This window comes from Kutzneria sp. NPDC052558 (assembly GCF_044547355.1).
GTDB lineage: Bacteria > Actinomycetota > Actinomycetes > Mycobacteriales > Pseudonocardiaceae > Kutzneria.
The window spans coordinates 72566-89239 of sequence record NZ_JBIUAG010000006.1 but is presented as its reverse complement, the minus strand read 5'-3'; the positions used below and the strand labels follow the sequence as shown (position 1 = coordinate 89239).

Sequence of the window (16674 nt, the reverse complement as noted above, 5' to 3'; positions counted from 1 at the left end):
GCTACCCGGCCCGGGTCAACGCGTCCCGCAAGCCGGCCCGGGCGGTGATTCCCAGCTTGGGGAAGATGCGGTACAGGTGCGCCCCGACGGTCCGGTGCGAGACGAAAACCCGTTCGGCGATCTGCTTGTTGCTCAGGCCCGACGCGGCCAGCTGGGCGATCTCCAGCTCCTGCGCGGTGAGCAGGGCGCTGGAGGGAGAGACGACGGCTTGGCCGGCGGCGCGGAGTTCCTGGGTGGCGCGCAAGGCCCAGGGCTTGGCCCCGAGCTGGTCGAAGGTGGCCTCGGCGTCGCTGAGCGGGGCCCGTGACGCGACAACGGCCCTGGCCCGGCGGAGGCGTTCCCCGTAGGCGAGCTGAACGCGGGCGAACTCGAAACGCCAGCGGCCGGCGCCGGGCACCGCCAGGGCGGCGTCGAACAGGGAGAACGCGTGCTCGTTGTCTTCGGCGCACATGGCCGACGCGCCGCCGACGAGCATGGCCAGCCGGGGGGAGAGACGGGCGATGTGGTTGCGGTGCAAGGCGGCGACGTGCGCGGAGGCCTCGGCCCGGTGGCCGGACCGGACGGCGGCTTCGACGAGGTCGAGCGGATGGCGCACGGCCAGCGGCTGGTTCCGGGGGAGCTGCCCGGCCGGGGTGACGGCCGTGGCAGCTCGATAGGCGCCTTCGTAATCCCCACTGCCCAGAAGGGAAATCGCCCTGGCGTGCTGGGCGAACGCGACGGCGAGCCCGACGCCGCGCGGCGTGGCCCAGCCGACGATGTCGTCGAACAGCGCGTTGGACGTCTCCACGTCGCCGCGAACGCCGGCCAGCAGCATGTGGATGTGGTGGAAAAGCCAGGTGGAGAACTGGAATCCGGCGACCTCGCAGGCATCGAGGCCCTCGTCGGCTAGCCGGGCGGCCTCGTCCCACCGGCCGGTGAGGACGTTTTCCCGGCACAGGTGGGACAACGCGCCGATGTGGCGGCGGATCGGGCCGTGCTCACGGCTCTGCCGCACCACCCGCCACAGCGGTTCTCGCAGGTCACCGGCGCGGTCCAGCGGCGTCACGGCGTAGGCGATCGAGGTGACGCGGGACAGGTCGCCGTCGTGGTGGGCGGCTTCGACGACGGAGTCGGCCTCGCCCAGCGCGGTGTGGGCGGTCCGGGCCGGGTCGGGGTACGTCTTGAGCGTGAGGCCCAACACCCCGGGCAGCTCGGGTCGAACGCGGCCGGCCACGGTGAGATAGGCGTCCCACAGCTCCGGTTTCCCGCTGTACCAACAGAATTCCTGCAACGCGCCGAGGGCGGCGATCAGCGCCGGGTCCTCGGCGTCGTAGTCGTGGGTCCCGTCGGCGATGGCGTCCAGCAGCAGCCGGCAGGCGGTCTCCATCGTGCAGTCGGTGTTGATCATCAGGTAGACGGTTGTCACCGCCGCCCGCAGCGATTGCCGGCCATCGGGGTCGAGCCGCCGCGCGTCGGCCAGCAGCTTGGCCGCGGTGGCCAGATCCCCGGTCACCTGCGCGCCGGTGTGCGCGGCCTCGGCCAGCCGCCGGCTCTTGTCCACCGCCAGCGGGCTCAGCTCGGCCGCCCGGGTCAGCAACGCGATCGCCCCGTTGCCGTCGCCGCGAACCAGGGCCTGGCCGGCCGCCTGCTCCAACGCCGCCGCCACCTGCGCATCCAGCCGTACCGAGGCTTCGGCCAGGTGCCAGGCCCGGCGTTCCGGATCGGCGTCCAGGGCGTCGGCCAGCGCCCGGTGGGCCCGGCGGCGCTCCGCGGCGGTGGCCATGTCGATCACGGCCGCACGGATCAGCGGATGCCGGAACTCCACGCGCCGTCGGCATTCCTCGACGCGCACCAGTCCTTCGGCCTCGGCTTCCGCCAGGTTCCCAACGGCGGCCGACTCCACCACGCCGAGACGTCCGGTGGTGTCGAGCGCGGCCGTTAGCAACACCTGCCGGCCGGCTGCCGAGAGAGTGGCCACCCGCGCGCCGAACAGGGCCTGGAGCCGCCGGCTCAGCGGCAGCAACGCCGGCAGCGCCTCCTGCGCCGCGGCCTGTGGCGCGCTCAGCGCCGTCGGCAATTCCAGCAGTGCCAACGGGTTTCCCCGCGCCTCGGCCAGCAGACGCCGCCTCACCCGGGGCGCGAGCCGTGGAAACCGCCCCGCCAGCAACAGAGTGGCCGAGTCCTCGTCCAGCCGCTCCAGCTCGAACTCGGTCAGGCCACACCGCCTCAGCACGCTGTCGTGCCCGCTCCTGGCCGCCGCGAGCAGGCCGATCCGGCTACCCCGGATCCGCCGGGCGACAAAGCCCAGGACCGTCGCACTCGCCCGGTCGATCCACTGCACGTCGTCCACCACGAGCAGAACCCGTTGCCGCTGCGAGAGAAGCCTCAGCAGCGCCAGGGTAGCGGTCGAGATCACCAGCGGCGCCGGCGTCGCCCCCGCCCGGCAGCCCAGAGCCACCTCCAGCGCCCGTCGGTGCACGTCACCGAGCCCGTCGACCCCCTCCAGCGCCCCCACCAGGGCCTGGTTCAGCGCCCCGAACCCCAACCCCGCCTCGAACTCCGCCCCCGCCGCCCGCAACACCCTCGCCCCACCCGCCGCCGCCTCCTCGGCAGCCGCGTCCAACAGTGCCGACTTGCCGACCCCCGCCTCCCCGAACACGAGCAGGGCTCGACTGCCTACCCTGGCCGACTCGCCGGCCCTGGCGTCCCCGAACACGAGCAGGGCTCGACTGTCCGCCCCGGCCGACTCGCCGGCCCTGGCGTCCCCGAAGACGCGCAGGGTCCGGCTGTCGTCCGCGTCGACCGTGGCCATCTGGGCGTCCCCGAAGACGCGGTGGGTTCGGCTGGTGTCCGCGAAGAACTCGCGGATGTGGCTCAGTTCCGCGGTCCGGCCGACCAGTGGCCTCGTCGCCCGGCCCCCGGCCGCCCGTTGTTCCAGCATCGTCCCCCCGATCACGGTCGGCGCTCCCCGTAGGAGAGATGCCCAACCGAACCTTCATGTTGCGTGACCTGCATCACATGGCTTGTTGGCCGGTCACGCCCTCTATAGTCGGACGCCGGCTCGTCGCCGGGATAAGGCATTCGGCCGTGGCCGAAAGGGTGGACGGCGAGCCGGGTCGAGGTGTATCACTGGTTCGGGGGGTGTGCTTCCGGTGCGAGAGCCCGATGGGTTTCGCGCGGCCGTGCGATTGGTTGGGCGGGCTGCCGAACTGGCGCGCGTCCGCGATTTCTTCGCCGTTGACGCCGACAATGACCGTGCACTCCTGCTGTCCGGAGAAGCCGGAGTCGGCAAATCGGCGCTGGCCGACGCGGTCGCCAATACCCTCGCCGCCGACGGGGTTCTGGTGGTGCGGGCCGAGGGCGGCGAGTTCGAGTCCGAGGTGAGCTTCGCCACGCTCAACCAGGCGTTCTTGCCCCTTCTCGACGCCATGAACGGCCTGCCGGACGCCTATCGGATCGCCCTGGAGGCGGCCCTGGGATTCAGCGCAGAAACGGCTCCCGAGCCGCTGGTGATCGGCAATGCCGTGCTGGAGTTGCTGAATACGGCCGCGATCGAACGGCCGATCGTGCTCATTGTCGACGATCTTCCGTTGATCGACGACGCCAGCGCGGGTGTGCTGGATTTTGTCGCGCGCCGGCTGCGGGGAAGCCGGGCCGGACTGCTGGCCGTCGCCCGTTCCGGCCCGCGTAAACGGCTCGACGGAATCCCCGAGCTCGAATTGGCGGAGCTCGACGAGGAAGCGTCGAACCAGCTGTTGGCGGCGCGGTCGCCAAGATTGGCGCGCGTTGTGCGACGCCGACTGCTGGCCGAGGCCCGTGGCAATCCACTCGCCCTGCTCGAACTGCCGGCGGTGCTGACCGAACCCCAGGCCACGGGTCTGGCGGCGCTCCCGCCCCTGTTGCCGCTGACTCCCCGCCTGCTGGCCGCTTTCGGTGCCAGGATGGGGAAGTTGAGCCCGTCCGACCGCCGGCTGCTGTTGCTCGCCGCGCTCGACGGAACCGGCGACCTGGCCATTGATGACCTCGCCGCCGCCGAGCGCGAGGGCTTGGTGCGCATCGACACGACCGTGGAGTTCGCTCACCCGTTGATTCGCTCCGCCGTGGTCGCGGTGTCGACGAGCAGCGAACGCCGCGAGGCGCATCGCGTGTTGGCCGGCGGACCCCGCCGGTCGCCGGAACGGCTGGCGTGGCATCTCGCCGAGGCCACCGTGCACCCGGACGAGCAGGTCGCCGCGCGGCTGGCCGATCTGGCCGACGCGATCATGCGCGACGGCGACGCCGCCGGCGCCGCCGAGACGCTGACCCGGGCGGCCGAGCTGAGTCCGGGGGCGCGGGAGCGAGGTCGCCGGCTGGCTCTGGCGGCGTACCTCTGCGCCGAGGGCACCGGTGCCCTCGACACCGCCGCCGCCCTGCTGGAGGAGGCGCGCCTCGCCGACCCCGACATCGGCCGCTGCCTGCACGCGGCCATCGCCGCCTGCTACGTCCTGCTCGGCAGCGGCGGCGGCATGGACGTGGTCGCCCATGTTCTGGTGCACGCCATCGAGAACGTCGAGGACCCGGCCGACAGCGCGCTCGACGACGCCCTGCACGCCCTCAACATCGTGTGCTGGTACGGCGGAAACCTCCAGACCTGGCAAGCCTTTCACCTGGCGGTGGACCGCCTCGGACCGGCTGCCTCGCCGGTGCTGGCCCTGATCGCCAAGACGTTCCCCGATCCCGCCCGCACCGGGCGGAAAGCGCTTGCCGACGTCGACGCGATCGTGGATTCCGCCTACGAGGAACAGGATCTGACCCGCGTCGTGCGGATCGCCACCGCCGTGCGCTATCTGGACCGCGTCGGCGACCTGCGCGACCCCCTGTGGCGAGTCGTGCGTCAAGGACGCGACGGCGGGCCCACCCGACGCCACCTCACCGCGCTCATGCATCTGGCCGTCGATGACGTTCTCGCCGGCCGCTGGGACGAGGCCGCCCGGCTGGCCGTCGAGGGCCTCGACATCTGCGGACGGACCGGATATCGATTCATCGCCTGGCAGTTCCAGTACAGCCAGCTGCTGCTGGCCGGCGGCCGTGGCGACCTGAGCACCGCCACCTCGTTGTACGAGAAGATGATCCGCTGGGCCACGCCCCGAGGCGTGGAGGCCGCCGCCGTTTCCGCCCGTCAGGCCTACACTCTGGCGTTGCTCGGCGACGGCGACTACGAGGCCGCCTACCGCTCCGCGATCGCCGTCACCCCCGCCGGCGAACTCCGTTCCCATACGCCCCAAGCCTTGTGGGGCGCTTTCGATCTCGTCGAGGCCGCCGTCCGGACCAACCGTCACGCCGAGGCCGCCGCCCACGTACGGGCCCTCACTGACGCCGGTGTGGCCGACCTTTCACCCCGCTTGGCCATGCTTGTCGCCGGCGCCGCCGGCCTCACCGCCCCCGACGACACTCAGGCGCTGCACCACTTCGAACGGGCCCTCACCCTCCCCGGCGCCTCTCGCTGGCGCTTCGAGTTCGCCCGCATCCAACTCGCCTACGGCGAACGCCTGCGCCTGGCCCGCGCCACCACCCAGGCCCGGGCCCAGCTCGACGCCGCCATGCTCACCTTCCGCGACCTCGGCGCCCTCCCTTGGGCCTCGCGCGCCGCCCAGGTCCTCCGCGCCGCCGGCCGCCCCGATCCCGCCACCCTGCTGCGCGGCGAGCTCACCGTTCAGGAACACGAGGTCGCCCAGCTGGCTGCCGCCGGCCTCACCAACAAACAGATCGCCGCCCGCCTGCTCCTGTCGCCCCGCACCGTCAGCACGCACCTGTACCACGTCTTCCCCAAGCTCGGCATCACCTCCCGCGCCGGTCTCCGAGACGCCCTCACCTCCCTCGACCACGGCGAAAACCCCTGATCCCCCGGCAAGCCGGCCCTGGCCGCGAGGGTTGCGCCGATGTCTCCTAGTCCCCGCTTCTCTGCCGCATTCCCCCCTTTCACTATTTAAGTAGTGGAACGTGCTAGCCTGGCCGGGCGCTGAAGGGAGACGCGGATGGTCGAGGGGCAGCCCCCGGTGCGAACCGAGGGCCTGGGCAAGAAGTACCGGCGGGGATGGGCGCTGCGTGACTGCACGCTGACCATCCCGCCGAACCGGCTGGTGGCCCTGGTCGGGCCGAACGGGGCGGGCAAGAGCACGCTGATGGGGCTGGTCACGGGGCTGACCCGGGCCACGGCCGGCGAGATCGCGGTCTTCGGCGACGCGCCGGGCGGCCGGGGACTGCACCCGGCAGTGGCCTTCCTGGCCCAGCAGAAGCCGCTCTACGCCCAGTTCACGGTGGCCGACACGCTGCGGCTGGGCCGGCGCACCAACCCGACCTGGGACCAGGCCTACGCGGAAGGGCTGATCGAGCGGGCGCAGGTGCCGATGTCGGCGAAGGTGGGCACGCTGTCCGGCGGCCAGCGCACGCGGGTGGCGCTGGCGCTGGCGCTGGGCAAGCGGCCACGGCTGCTGCTGCTCGACGAGCCGCTGGCCGACCTGGATCCGCTGGCCCGCGAGACGGTGCTGCGCAGCCTGGTCGAGGAGAGCCGGGAGCAGGGCATCACGGTGGTGCTGTCCTCGCACGTGCTCACCGAGATGGAGGGGGTGTGCGACCACCTGGTGCTGCTGTCGGCGGGCCGGGTGCGGCTCTCCGGCGACGTCGATGCCTTGCTGGACAGGCATGTCCTGCTGGTCGGCCCGCCCGACGGCCGGCCGCCGGTGCCGCCGGACTCGGTGATCGACATCGACCGCACGCCCGGGGCCCAGCAGGTGCTGGCGCCCTCGGCGCTGGCCGACGGCGCGCCGGGCTGGCAGCCGTACCGGCCGACGCTGGGACATCTCACCCTCGGCTACATGCGCAACGAGATCCAGGAGGTGGCCGCGTGATCTGGGTCGTCTGGCGCCAGCAGCGCGCCCAACTGATCAGCTTGCTGGCCCTGCTCGTGGTGGGCGGGGCAGCGGTGGCGGCCCTCGGCTTCTCGATGCTGTCCTATGTGGACTCGCACGGCCTCCAGGTCTGCCTGGCCGGCGGTCTGGAGACGAACAGCCTGTGCCGGCAGGGTGTCAACGACTTCCAGAACATCTGGTTCGACCGGATGAAGGCCGGGCAGCTGGTCATCACCGTGCTGCCGGTGCTGGTCGGCATGTTCTGCGGCGCGCCGCTGTTCGCCCGGGAACTGGAGCAGGGCACGCACGTGCTGGCCTTCACCCAGTCGGTGAGCCGGATCCGGTGGATGGCCAGCAAGTTCGCGGTGACCGTGCCGCCCGCGCTGGTCGTGGTGCTCGGGCTGCAACTGCTGGTCGAATGGTGGGTGAGCGCCGCCGGCGCGATGGGCCCGCTGGCCACCGGCCCGTTCTTCTACCTCACCTTCGACGGCGGCAGCACCGCGCCGGTCGCCTACACGGTGTTCGCCCTCGCGCTGGGCGCGTTCGTCGGCGCGGCCTTCCGGCGCACGCTGGTGGGGATGACGGTGACGCTGGCGGTGTTCACCGCGGCGCGCATCGCGATGTTCACCGTGCGGCGGTATCTGCTGCCGGCCCAGCGAGTCGTCTCGGACGACCCGACGGAGTCGGCCGGCGGCCGGTACTCGCTCGTCGTCCATTACGGCTTTCTCGACGCCAAGGGCGCGCAGGTGCCGTACCAGTCCAACTACAACACCAACTGCGGATCGACCGACGCCACCTCGACGAGCGTCGACTACGCCACCTGCTACCGCCAGCACGGCCTGGCCAAGTCGTTCGCCGACATCATCCCGGCCGACGCCTCCGGCGCCCTGCACCTGGTCGACTCCGCGATCTTCGTCGGGCTCGCCGCGCTGCTCGTGCTGGCCACCGGCTGGGCCGTGCGCCGGCAGGCGTGACCGCCGAGGTGGGCGAGTCCGGGCAGGTGAGCAATTATGCTGACGGTGTGATCGAGTTCCGGATCGACCGACGCTCCGGGGTGGCCACCTACCTGCAGATCGTCCACCAGGCCAAGCAGGCGATGCGACTGGGGCTGCTCGGCCCCGGCGACCGCCTGCCCACGGCCCGCGAGGTGGTGGCGGCCACCGCGGTCAATCCGAACACGGTCCTGAAGGCCTACCGGGAGCTGGAGCACGAAGGACTCGTCGAGGCCCGCCGCGGCCTGGGCACCTTCGTGACCCGGTCGCTGACCGTCGACGCCATGCACCGGCACGGCCCGCTGCGGGTCCAGCTGGCCGACTGGATGGTCCAGGCCGCCGACACCGGCCTCGCGGTCGACGACGTGGACGCCCTCTACAACGACGTCCGCGCCGAGCAATACCCGATCGGAGAAGAAAAGCCATGAGCGCCACCGACTCGTCCGCCTCGGACGGGACGGCCCCGGACCAGGTGGCCCACGACCAAGACCGGATGGCTGAGGACTGGATGGCGCAGGACACGGCGGCCCACGAGGATGCGGCCCAGGAAGATGCGGCCCACGAGGATGCGGCCCGGGAGCCGGTTGCACTGCGGGCCGAGGGGCTGTCCAAGCGCTACGGGCGGACCCGGGCGCTGGCGGACTGCTCGTTCGCGCTGCCCGAGGGCCGGGTGATCGCGCTGGTCGGCCCGAACGGGGCGGGCAAGAGCACCCTGCTGTCGCTGGCGGCGGGGCTGATCAAGCCCACCAGCGGCTCGATCAGCGTGCACGGCACGCCGGTGCGGGGCCGCATGCATCCGGACATGTCGTTGCTGGCCCAGCACCGGCCGCTCTACCCGGACTTCACCGTCCGGGAGATCATGCGGACCGGGGCGGCGATGAACGAGCGGTGGTCGCAGTCGCGCGTCGACGAGGTGCTCGACGCGCTGGCCGGCGTGGACCGCGACGCCAAGGTGCGCACCCTGTCCGCCGGCGCCCGCACCCAGGTGGCCATCGCGCTGGCCCTGGGCCGGCTGCCCAAGGTGCTGCTGCTGGACGAGCCGCTGTCCGATCTCGACCCGCTGGCCCGGGACGAGACGCTGCGCATCGTCATGACCGAGGTCGCCGAGCGCGGCACCACCGTGCTCATGTCCTCGCACCTGCTCAGCGACCTCAGCGAGGTTTGCGACCACCTGATGCTGGTCGACGAGGGCCGGGTCCAGCTGGTCGGTGACGTCGAGGACGTGCTCGCCGACCACCAGGTCTTCGTCGGTCCCCCGGCCGAGGAGTCGGCCGTGCCCGGCGCCGTCGTCTCCGCCTCCCGCACCGAACGCCAGGCCACCCTCCTGGTCCGCGGCGCCGACACCGTGCCCGACGGCTGGGCCGCCGAGCAGCCCGACCTGGAATCCCTGGTCATGGGCTATCTTCGCGCCTCCCGGGACCGCCGCGTGGCCGCCAGTCGGAACTGATCCCTCGCCCCGGTAGGACTTCATCGGCGATAGGGTCTCACCCGACAACGACCCGCCTAGGAGGGGCGATGGCCTTCCCGACGCTCGACGGCGTCCACCACCTGAAGTTCCCGGTCAGCGACCTGGCGGCGTCCGTCGAATGGTTCGGCACGGCGCTGGGGGCGCGGCGGCAGGAGGGGCTGGACCACTACGACCTCGACGGGCGGCTGTTCGGGGTCATCCTGGCCGTGCCCGGGCTGGACGTGCCGGTCGAGCTGCGCCTGAGCCCGGAGATGGCGCGGGCCATGGCCGGCTACGACCCCGTCACCTTCAGCGTCGCCGACGATGCCGCGCTGGCGCGGTGGATCGCCCACCTGGACTCGGTCGGCATCGAGCATTCGCCGCCGCTCAGGGGATTCGCCGGCCAGCTGATCACACTGTCCACACCGGACGGTGTGGTGATCCGGCTCTACACCGCCCTGCCCGCGGACCCGTCCACCATCGACATGAACCCCGAGCACACCGACCTCGGCCGCCTCTGAGGTCCGGCATCAGGGTGCGGCGTCGCCACCGGTCGCTCGAGGCGGCGGCCTACGCCCTGGCCGACGGTTCCGATATCCCCGCGTCCGGCGTGCCGGCGTAGTCGGGCAGGTCGATGCCGTTGAGCGCGCGCTCGACCAGCGCCATGAACGCCTCCATGTCGGGCTCCGCACTCGGCAGGGCATCCGGGCCGGGCTGGGCGTCTGGGGCCGGCTGGGGGACGGCGAGGCTTTCCGCGTGCAGGCGGCCGATCTCCTGGTTGGCTTCGACGAAGGAGCGCATCCGCGACTCGTAGGCGGCGAAGCCGGCGTCGGGGGCCCAGTCGGCGGCGGCGAGTTCGCCGGCCAGGAGGTAGGCGCCGACCAGGGCCAAGCCGGTGCCCTGGCCGGACATCGGCGACGAGCTGTACGCGGCGTCGCCGATCAGTGCGACCCGGCCGTTCGACCAGCGGTCCATCACGACCTGGGCGACCTGGTCGAGGTAGAAGTCGGGGGTGTCGTCGAGGTGCGCGAGGATGCGCGGCGTCAACCAGCCCATGTCGGCCGTCTGCGCACGCAGCAGGCGTTTCTGACCGTCGATGTCGCGGTGGTCGACGGTGAAGTCGGCGGCGGGGAAGGTGAACATGGCCATTGCCCGGGCGGCGTCCCGGATGGGCCGCAGGGCGGCGGAGCGCGCGGAGACCCGGTCCTGGTAGTCGATCAGCCAGCGGTCCAGCCCGAACTCGTTGGGCACGCTGAAGAAGGCCAGCACGAGCCCGAGGTGGCGGATGAACCGCTCGCGCGGACCGAAGACCATCGCCCGCAGCGCCGAGTGCAGGCCGTCGGCCCCGATCACCAGGTCGAAGCGTCGCCGGTCGCCGCCGGCGAAGGTGACGTCGACGCCGTCGGCGTCCTGGACGAGCTCGGCGATGCGGTCGCCGAAGAGGTACTCGACACCGTCGCGGGTGTTGTCGTAGAGCACCTGGGACAGATCACCGCGCAGGATCTCGATGTCGGCGATGAAGCCGTCGCCGCCGTCGTCCTCGGCGCGGAAGGTCTCCAGCACGTTCCCGTCGACGTCCACTGTGTACGCGCCGGCGGTGTCGGTGCAGGCCGCGCGCACCGCCTCGTCCAGGCCCATCCGGCGGATGACCTCCTTGGTCACGCCGCGGGCGTCCACCGCCTGCCCGCCGGGACGCAGCTCGGGGGCCCGCTCCACGACGGTCACCTCGGCTCCCCGCCGGCGTAGCCAGTGGGCCAGCGCCGGCCCCGCGATGCTTGCCCCCGCGATCAACACTCTGGCGTCGCTCACCGCACCTCCTGCTGGCCCCACCCGGATCGGCGGCCGAATCGTACCGTCATCCAGGGCTTCGACCGGCGGTTTCGCGGTGTCGTCAGAGATCGAGCGCCGTGACCACCGCGCCGGGGTCGGGGCCCAGGATGGAGGCGAGCCGGGGCGCGAGGTCTCGGCACGCGCCGAGCAACGGTGTCAGCACCCGCGCGAGGCCGCCGGTCCCGAAATGCGCCGACGGCCCGGCGACGGTGATCGACCCGAGGACGGTCGGCTGCTCGCACGCCGAATACGCCAGCAGCGGCGCGGAGACCCCGCTGACGCCGGGATGGTTCTCGCCGTGCGAAACCTCGTGGCCACGGTCGCGGATCGCCCGCAGCTGGTCCGCCGTGATGCCCGCGAGGTCCATGGCCGCCAGCTCGCTCTCGGGCAGGAAGGCCAGGATGATCCGGCCGCTGGCCCCGGCGACCAGCGGTGACCGCTCGCCGAGCACGCCGGCCGGGTCGAGGACCGGGCCCGACGGTGGCGCGACGCCGAGGACAAGGACGCGGGCGGCGCCGGAGCGGAGGTGGAGGACCACCGACTCGCCGGTGGTGTGGGCGAGGCGCGTGATCACGGGATAGATGGCGCGGAGCAGCGCCGGGCGCGGCCCGATGAGGGTGGCGAGGGCGACGGAGCGGCTGGCGAGGCGGTAGCCGGTGCGGCCGAGGTGTTCGAGGTAGCCGGCCCGTTCGAGCTCCGTGAGGATGCGGAAGGCCTGGGATTCCGACAGGCCGACGCGGGTGGCGACGGCGCGCAGGGGCGCGGGCTGGCGCATGCCGGCGAGGGCCTCCAGGACCTGGAGGCCGCGAAGGGCCGTGGTCACCGGGCCATGCTTGCAGATTACGCAAGTTAGCTGGTGGGGGCGGCCGGAGGTGCGGGCCAATGAGGGCATGACCGAAGCGTCCGAACCCGAGGGAGTCACCGGGCGGCTCGTGACCTGGATCCACGAGCTGGCCTGGGACGACGTGCCCGAAGAAGTCCGCACCCATGTCGAGCTGGACCGGGGCATCGACGAGCTGCCGCCGACCGACCGGTTCCAGACCCATGTCACGCTGACGTTCACCGACGGGTCGACCGAGTCCGAGTCGGTGAAGGCCCCGCACGGCAACCCGCTCGACCCCGTCACCAACGAGGAGATCGTCGCCAAGTTCCACACTCTGGCCGACCGCGTCACGACCCCGGAACGGGCCACCGCGATCGTCGACGCCGTTCTCGGGCTCGCCGACGCGGCTGCCATCACCCCGTTGGTGACGCTGCTGGCCGAGCCGGTGGGAAGGGCGATCGGCTGATGAGCACCCCTGCCCGCGCCCGGCTGCGCGAACTCCTTGACAGCAAACGACTTGTCCTCGCCCCCGGTGTCTTCGACGGCCTCAGCGCCCAGCTGGCCAAGCGCACCGGCCAGACCGCCGCCTACCTGACCGGGGCCGGCGTCGCGGCGGCTGGATTCGGCCTGCCCGACATCGGATTGGTGACCCAGACCGAGATGGTGGAGCGAGCGCGGGTGGTGGTGCGCTCGCTGGGCGACGTGCCGCTGCTGGCCGACGCCGACACCGGATATGGCGCGCCCATCAACGTGATCCGCACGGTCCGTGAGTACGAGGACGCCGGCGTCGCGGCGATTCAGTTGGAGGACCAGGCTTTCCCGAAGCGGTGCGGGCATCTGCCGGACAAGGAACTGGTCAGCGCCGACGATTTCGTGCGCACGCTGCACGCGGCGCTGGACGCCCGCACGGACGAAGGGATGCTGGTGATCGCCCGTACCGATGCCCGTGGCCCGCTGGGCCTGGACGAGGCGATCGCCCGCGCCAACCGGTACGCGGCCGAGGGCGCCGACATCCTGTTCGTGGAAGCCCCGCGGAGTTCCCAGGAGATCGAGCGGATCGCCCAGGAGGTCAAGGCGCCGCTGCTGCTCAACCTCGTGATCGGCGGCCTCACCCCGGAGCAGTCGGCGCAACGCTTGCAGGAACTGGGTTTCGCGGTCGCGATCCACCCCTCGGCCGTGCTCGCGCCGGCCGCGTTCGGGGCGTTGACCGCGCTGTGCCAGCTGCGGGGCATCGGCGTCGAGCAGTTCCTGCCGACCACACCGGAGGAGTTCTTCACGCTCGTCGGCATGCGGGAGTGGTTCGAGCTCGGCCAAGCCCACCAAGGGAAAGGGGCCTGAGATGGGCATGACGATGATCGAGCGGATCCTGGCCCGGCGGGCCGGCGCCGCCGAGGTGCGGGCGGGCGACACCGTCACCGTCGACGTGGACATGACGGTGCTGATCGACCTCCAGTTCGCCACGATGTGGTTGCCACCGCTGAGGATCGCCGACCCGGACCGGGTGGCGATCGTGATGGACCACGCCGTGCCCGCGCCGACCGTCAAGGACGCCGCCGGCGGCCCGCACGCGCGGAAGTTCGCCGCGCAGTTCGGGATCGAGCGGTTCTACGACGTCGGCCGGCACGGCATCTGCCACCAGGTGATCGCCGAGAACGGCCTGGCCCGGCCGGGCGAGATCCTGGCCTGCACCGACAGCCACACCTGCGCCGGCGGCGCGTACAACACCGCCGCGCGAGGGCTCGGGCCGGCCGAGGTCTACTCCATCCTGTGCACCGGGCGGACGTGGTTCCAGGCCTCGCCGACCATCCGCTACGAACTCCAAGGCGCGCTGCCCAACGGCGTCAGCGGCAAGGACGTCTTTCTGCACATTGCCAACGCTTTCGGTGACGCCACCGCCATGAACCTGGAGTACGGCGGCCCCGGTCTGGCCTCAATTCCCTTGCCCGACCGGCGAACCATCGCCACCCAGGGCGCCGAGCTCTCCGCCGACTTCTCCACGTTCGCCCACGACGACGTGCTGGCCGAGCACTTCGAGACCCTGGGCGTGACCGGCTTCGAACCGGCGCACGCCGATCCCGACGCCGCCTATGTCGAGGTCCGCGAGATCGACCTGTCGGCCCTGGTGCCGTACGTCGCGCGCCCGGGAACCGTGTCCCGCAACGGGATCCCGGTCAGCGAGGTCGAGCCGCGCACGATCGACCAGGCCTTCATCGGCTCCTGCGCCAACGGCCAGCTCGACGACCTGCGGATCGCCGCCGATGTGTTGCGCGGCAAGCAGGTCTCGCCCGGCGTGCGGCTGATCGTGACGCCGGCCAGCCAGCGGGTGTACCGGGACGCCATGCGCCTGGGCTACCTCCAGGACATCGCCGACGCCGGCGGTGTGGTCACCAACGCCACCTGCGGGGCCTGTTTCGGTTACCACATGGGCGTTGTGGGGCCGGGCGAGGTGTGTCTGACCTCAAGCACCCGCAACTTCACCGGCCGGATGGGGTCTCCGGAAGCCGAGATCTACCTGGCCTCGCCGGCCACCGTCGCCGCCTCCGCCGTCGCCGGCCACATCGTGGGGGCCGACCGGTGAGCGCGCTCACGGTCTCCGGCCGGGTGTGGGTGTTCGGCGACGGCCTGACCACCGACGACATGTACCCGCCCGACGCGATGAAACTCGACCTTCCCGAGGCCGCCAAGCAGGTCTTCTACCACGTGCGGCCCGGGTGGACCGATCTCGTGCGGCCCGGCGACTTCGTGGTCGCCGGCCGCAACTTCGGGCTCGGCTCCTCGCGTCCGGTGGCCGCCCTGCTCAACCAGCTCGGCGTGGCCGCGCTGATCGCCGAGGAGTTCAACTCCCTGTTCTTCCGCAACGCCGTCAACGCCGGGCTGCCGGCGATGACCGTGCCGGCGGCGACTTCGGTCTTCCACGAGGGCGACACCGCCGCCATCGACCTGTCCACCGGCATGTGGCGCAACGAGACCACCGGCGTCGGCGGCGCCGTGCCCGTGCTGCCCGAGCTGGTGTTGGAGATCATCGCCAGCGGGGGAGTGCTGCCGCGGCTGGCCGAGCAGGGCTACCTGCCGGCCGAGCTGGCGACCGTGCTGCGCTCCCCGGGCGTGGCCGCCGCCGGCCAGGGCGGTATTTGAGGTGCTCGGCTGGGTGGGCCGCCGATACCATCGGCCGCTCACCCCGTCTCGAGTGGGAGAGGCCCGATGCCACGCCGATACGTCACGACCGCCATTCCGTACGTGAACTCCAAGCCACACCTGGGCTTCGCGATGGAACTGGTGCAGACGGACGTGATGGCGCGGCACTGGCGGCACCGGGGCGACGAGGTCCGCTTCCTCACCGGCACCGACGACAACTCGTTGAAGAACGCCATCGCCGCGGCGGCGGAAGGCGTGCCGACGCGGGAGTTCGTCGACCGCAACGCCGCCGCGTTCGAAGGCCTGCGTGAGCCGTTGCAGATCAGCTTCGACGACTTCATCCGCACCAGCGCCGACCCCAGGCACGAGGCCGGCGTCGACCGCCTCTGGCGGGCCGCCGACGCGCGGGGTGACTTGTACCGCAAGGACTTCCAGGGTCTGTACTGCGTCGGCTGCGAGCAGTTCTACACCGAGGACGAGCTCGTCGACGGCAACTGCCTGGAGCACTTCACGCCGCCGACCCCGGTCAGCGAGGAGAACTGGTTCTTCAAGCTGTCCCGGTACGAGGACCAGCTGCGGGAGCTGATCGAGTCCGGCCGGCTGCGGATCGAGCCGGAGAGCCGCCGCAACGAGGTGCTCGGCTTCATCAGGACCGGCCTCCAGGACTTCTCGATCTCCCGGTCGACCGAGCGCGCGCGGGGCTGGGGCATCGAGGTGCCCGGCGATCCCGGCCAGGTCGTCTACGTGTGGTGGGACGCGCTCGGCAACTACATCACCGCGCTCGACTACGGCGCCGACGGCGAGAGCTACCGGCACTGGTGGGTCGAGTCCGACGAGCGCACCCACGTCATCGGCAAGGGCATCATCCGCTTCCACGCCGTGTACTGGCCGGCCATGCTGCTCAGCGCCGGACAGCCGCTGCCGACGACGATCTTCGTGCATGACTACCTGACCGTCGAGGGCCGCAAGCTCGGCAAGAGCCTCGGCAACGCCATCGACCCGGTCGCCATCGTCGAGGACTACGGCGTCGACGCGCTGCGCTGGTGGCTGGTGCGCGACGTGCCCCGGGTCGGCGACGCCGACTTCACCACCGAGCGGCTGCTCGCCCGCTACCACGAGGACCTGGCCAACGGCCTCGGCAACCTGGCCAACCGCACCGTCAGCATGGTCCACAAGTACCGCGGCGGCGCCGTTCCGCCGCTGCCGCCGCTGCCCGACATCCCTTTGACCGCCGCCATTTCCGCCGTGCCGGCCGCCGTCGACGCCGCCATGGCCCGCTTCGACTTCCGCACCGCCACCGCGGCGATCTGGAAGATCGTCGAGGAGGCCAACCGCCACGTCGGCGAGGTCCAGCCGTGGACGCTGGCCAAGGCCGAGAAGGCCGGCGACCGGGAGGCCGGCCAACGCCTCAGCGACGTGCTGGCGCTGCTGATCCACGCCTCCCGTGTCGTCGCCGACGAGCTCACCCCGTTCCTGCCCGCCGCCGCCCGCCGCGTCGCCGCCCAACTCGGCGACGGCCGGCCCCGGCTCGGTGAGCCGACGCCCTTGTTCCCACGCCTGGAGGCCAAGGAGAACTGAGTC

General features: G+C 71.9%; 14 protein-coding genes. 11 read left to right on the top strand and 3 right to left on the bottom strand.

Going from position 1 to position 16674, the window contains the following annotated elements; translation table 11 throughout:
• Position 1: 1 nt before the first annotated feature.
• The gene (locus tag ACIG5F_RS13140; protein ID WP_396517858.1) at positions 2-2935 is read right to left on the bottom strand and encodes an AAA family ATPase; all 2934 of its coding nucleotides are present in this window, start codon (positions 2933-2935) and stop codon (positions 2-4) included.
• A gap of 196 nt (positions 2936-3131) precedes the next feature.
• Here ACIG5F_RS13140 and ACIG5F_RS13135 point away from each other — a divergent pair, with 196 nt between their 5' ends.
• From ACIG5F_RS13135 to ACIG5F_RS13110, 6 genes are all read left to right on the top strand, one after another.
• Positions 3132-5858, top strand: coding sequence for an AAA family ATPase (locus ACIG5F_RS13135; protein WP_396517857.1), 2727 nt, complete (start codon positions 3132-3134; stop codon positions 5856-5858).
• Between the two features lie 135 nt (positions 5859-5993).
• Positions 5994-6866 carry an ABC transporter ATP-binding protein gene (locus tag ACIG5F_RS13130; RefSeq protein ID WP_396517856.1) on the top strand — a complete coding sequence of 291 codons (873 nt, stop codon included), beginning with the start codon at positions 5994-5996 and terminating at the stop codon, positions 6864-6866.
• Positions 6863-7840, top strand: coding sequence for a hypothetical protein (locus ACIG5F_RS13125; RefSeq protein WP_396517855.1), 978 nt, complete (start codon positions 6863-6865; stop codon positions 7838-7840). The genes ACIG5F_RS13130 and ACIG5F_RS13125 overlap by 4 nt, the downstream gene beginning before the upstream one ends.
• Before the next feature lie 47 nt (positions 7841-7887).
• A complete protein-coding gene (locus ACIG5F_RS13120; RefSeq protein ID WP_396517854.1) occupies positions 7888-8286 on the top strand; it encodes a GntR family transcriptional regulator in 399 nt (132 codons plus the stop codon).
• Positions 8283-9305 (top strand): ABC transporter ATP-binding protein, encoded by a 1023-nt coding sequence (locus ACIG5F_RS13115; protein ID WP_396517853.1) that lies wholly within the window; start codon positions 8283-8285, stop codon positions 9303-9305. The genes ACIG5F_RS13120 and ACIG5F_RS13115 overlap by 4 nt, the downstream gene beginning before the upstream one ends.
• 68 nt (positions 9306-9373) lie before the next feature.
• Positions 9374-9826 carry a VOC family protein gene (locus tag ACIG5F_RS13110; RefSeq protein ID WP_396517852.1) on the top strand — a complete coding sequence of 151 codons (453 nt, stop codon included), beginning with the start codon at positions 9374-9376 and terminating at the stop codon, positions 9824-9826.
• A 49-nt stretch (positions 9827-9875) separates the two neighbouring features.
• Here the strand turns inward: ACIG5F_RS13110 and ACIG5F_RS13105 are convergent, their stop codons facing one another.
• Both ACIG5F_RS13105 and ACIG5F_RS13100 read right to left on the bottom strand, forming a co-directional pair.
• Positions 9876-11114: an FAD-dependent monooxygenase gene (locus ACIG5F_RS13105; RefSeq protein ID WP_396517851.1), complete on the bottom strand. Its 1239-nt coding sequence runs from the start codon at positions 11112-11114 to the stop codon at positions 9876-9878.
• Between the two features lie 82 nt (positions 11115-11196).
• A complete protein-coding gene (locus tag ACIG5F_RS13100; RefSeq protein WP_396517850.1) occupies positions 11197-11958 on the bottom strand; it encodes an IclR family transcriptional regulator in 762 nt (253 codons plus the stop codon).
• 67 nt (positions 11959-12025) lie between these two features.
• Between ACIG5F_RS13100 and ACIG5F_RS13095 the strand changes: the two genes are divergently transcribed.
• From ACIG5F_RS13095 to ACIG5F_RS13075, 5 genes are all read left to right on the top strand, one after another.
• Positions 12026-12424, top strand: coding sequence for a hypothetical protein (locus ACIG5F_RS13095; protein ID WP_396517849.1), 399 nt, complete (start codon positions 12026-12028; stop codon positions 12422-12424).
• The gene (locus ACIG5F_RS13090) at positions 12424-13296 is read left to right on the top strand and encodes an oxaloacetate decarboxylase (RefSeq protein ID WP_396517848.1); all 873 of its coding nucleotides are present in this window, start codon (positions 12424-12426) and stop codon (positions 13294-13296) included. Before ACIG5F_RS13095 ends, ACIG5F_RS13090 begins: the two co-directional genes overlap by 1 nt.
• A 1-nt stretch (position 13297) precedes the next feature.
• Positions 13298-14536, top strand: a complete 1239-nt coding sequence (locus ACIG5F_RS13085) for an aconitase/3-isopropylmalate dehydratase large subunit family protein (protein ID WP_396517847.1) — start codon at positions 13298-13300, stop codon at positions 14534-14536.
• Positions 14533-15093, top strand: coding sequence for a 3-isopropylmalate dehydratase (locus ACIG5F_RS13080; protein WP_396517846.1), 561 nt, complete (start codon positions 14533-14535; stop codon positions 15091-15093). The genes ACIG5F_RS13085 and ACIG5F_RS13080 overlap by 4 nt, the downstream gene beginning before the upstream one ends.
• A 66-nt stretch (positions 15094-15159) precedes the next feature.
• A complete protein-coding gene (locus tag ACIG5F_RS13075; protein ID WP_396517845.1) occupies positions 15160-16671 on the top strand; it encodes a methionine--tRNA ligase in 1512 nt (503 codons plus the stop codon).
• Positions 16672-16674 lie beyond the last annotated feature (3 nt).

What these genes read in the sequence shown, in the direction of transcription:
- ACIG5F_RS13085 (WP_396517847.1), top strand. Translation starts at nt 13,298, where the DNA reads ATGGGCATGACGATGATCGAGCGGATCCTGGCCCGGCGGGCCGGCGCC.
- ACIG5F_RS13130 (WP_396517856.1), top strand. Translation starts at nt 5,994, where the DNA reads ATGGTCGAGGGGCAGCCCCCGGTGCGAACCGAGGGCCTGGGCAAGAAG.
- ACIG5F_RS13110 (WP_396517852.1), top strand. Translation starts at nt 9,374, where the DNA reads ATGGCCTTCCCGACGCTCGACGGCGTCCACCACCTGAAGTTCCCGGTC.
- ACIG5F_RS13115 (WP_396517853.1), top strand. Translation starts at nt 8,283, where the DNA reads ATGAGCGCCACCGACTCGTCCGCCTCGGACGGGACGGCCCCGGACCAG.
- ACIG5F_RS13090 (WP_396517848.1), top strand. Translation starts at nt 12,424, where the DNA reads ATGAGCACCCCTGCCCGCGCCCGGCTGCGCGAACTCCTTGACAGCAAA.
- ACIG5F_RS13095 (WP_396517849.1), top strand. Translation starts at nt 12,026, where the DNA reads ATGACCGAAGCGTCCGAACCCGAGGGAGTCACCGGGCGGCTCGTGACC.
- ACIG5F_RS13075 (WP_396517845.1), top strand. Translation starts at nt 15,160, where the DNA reads ATGCCACGCCGATACGTCACGACCGCCATTCCGTACGTGAACTCCAAG.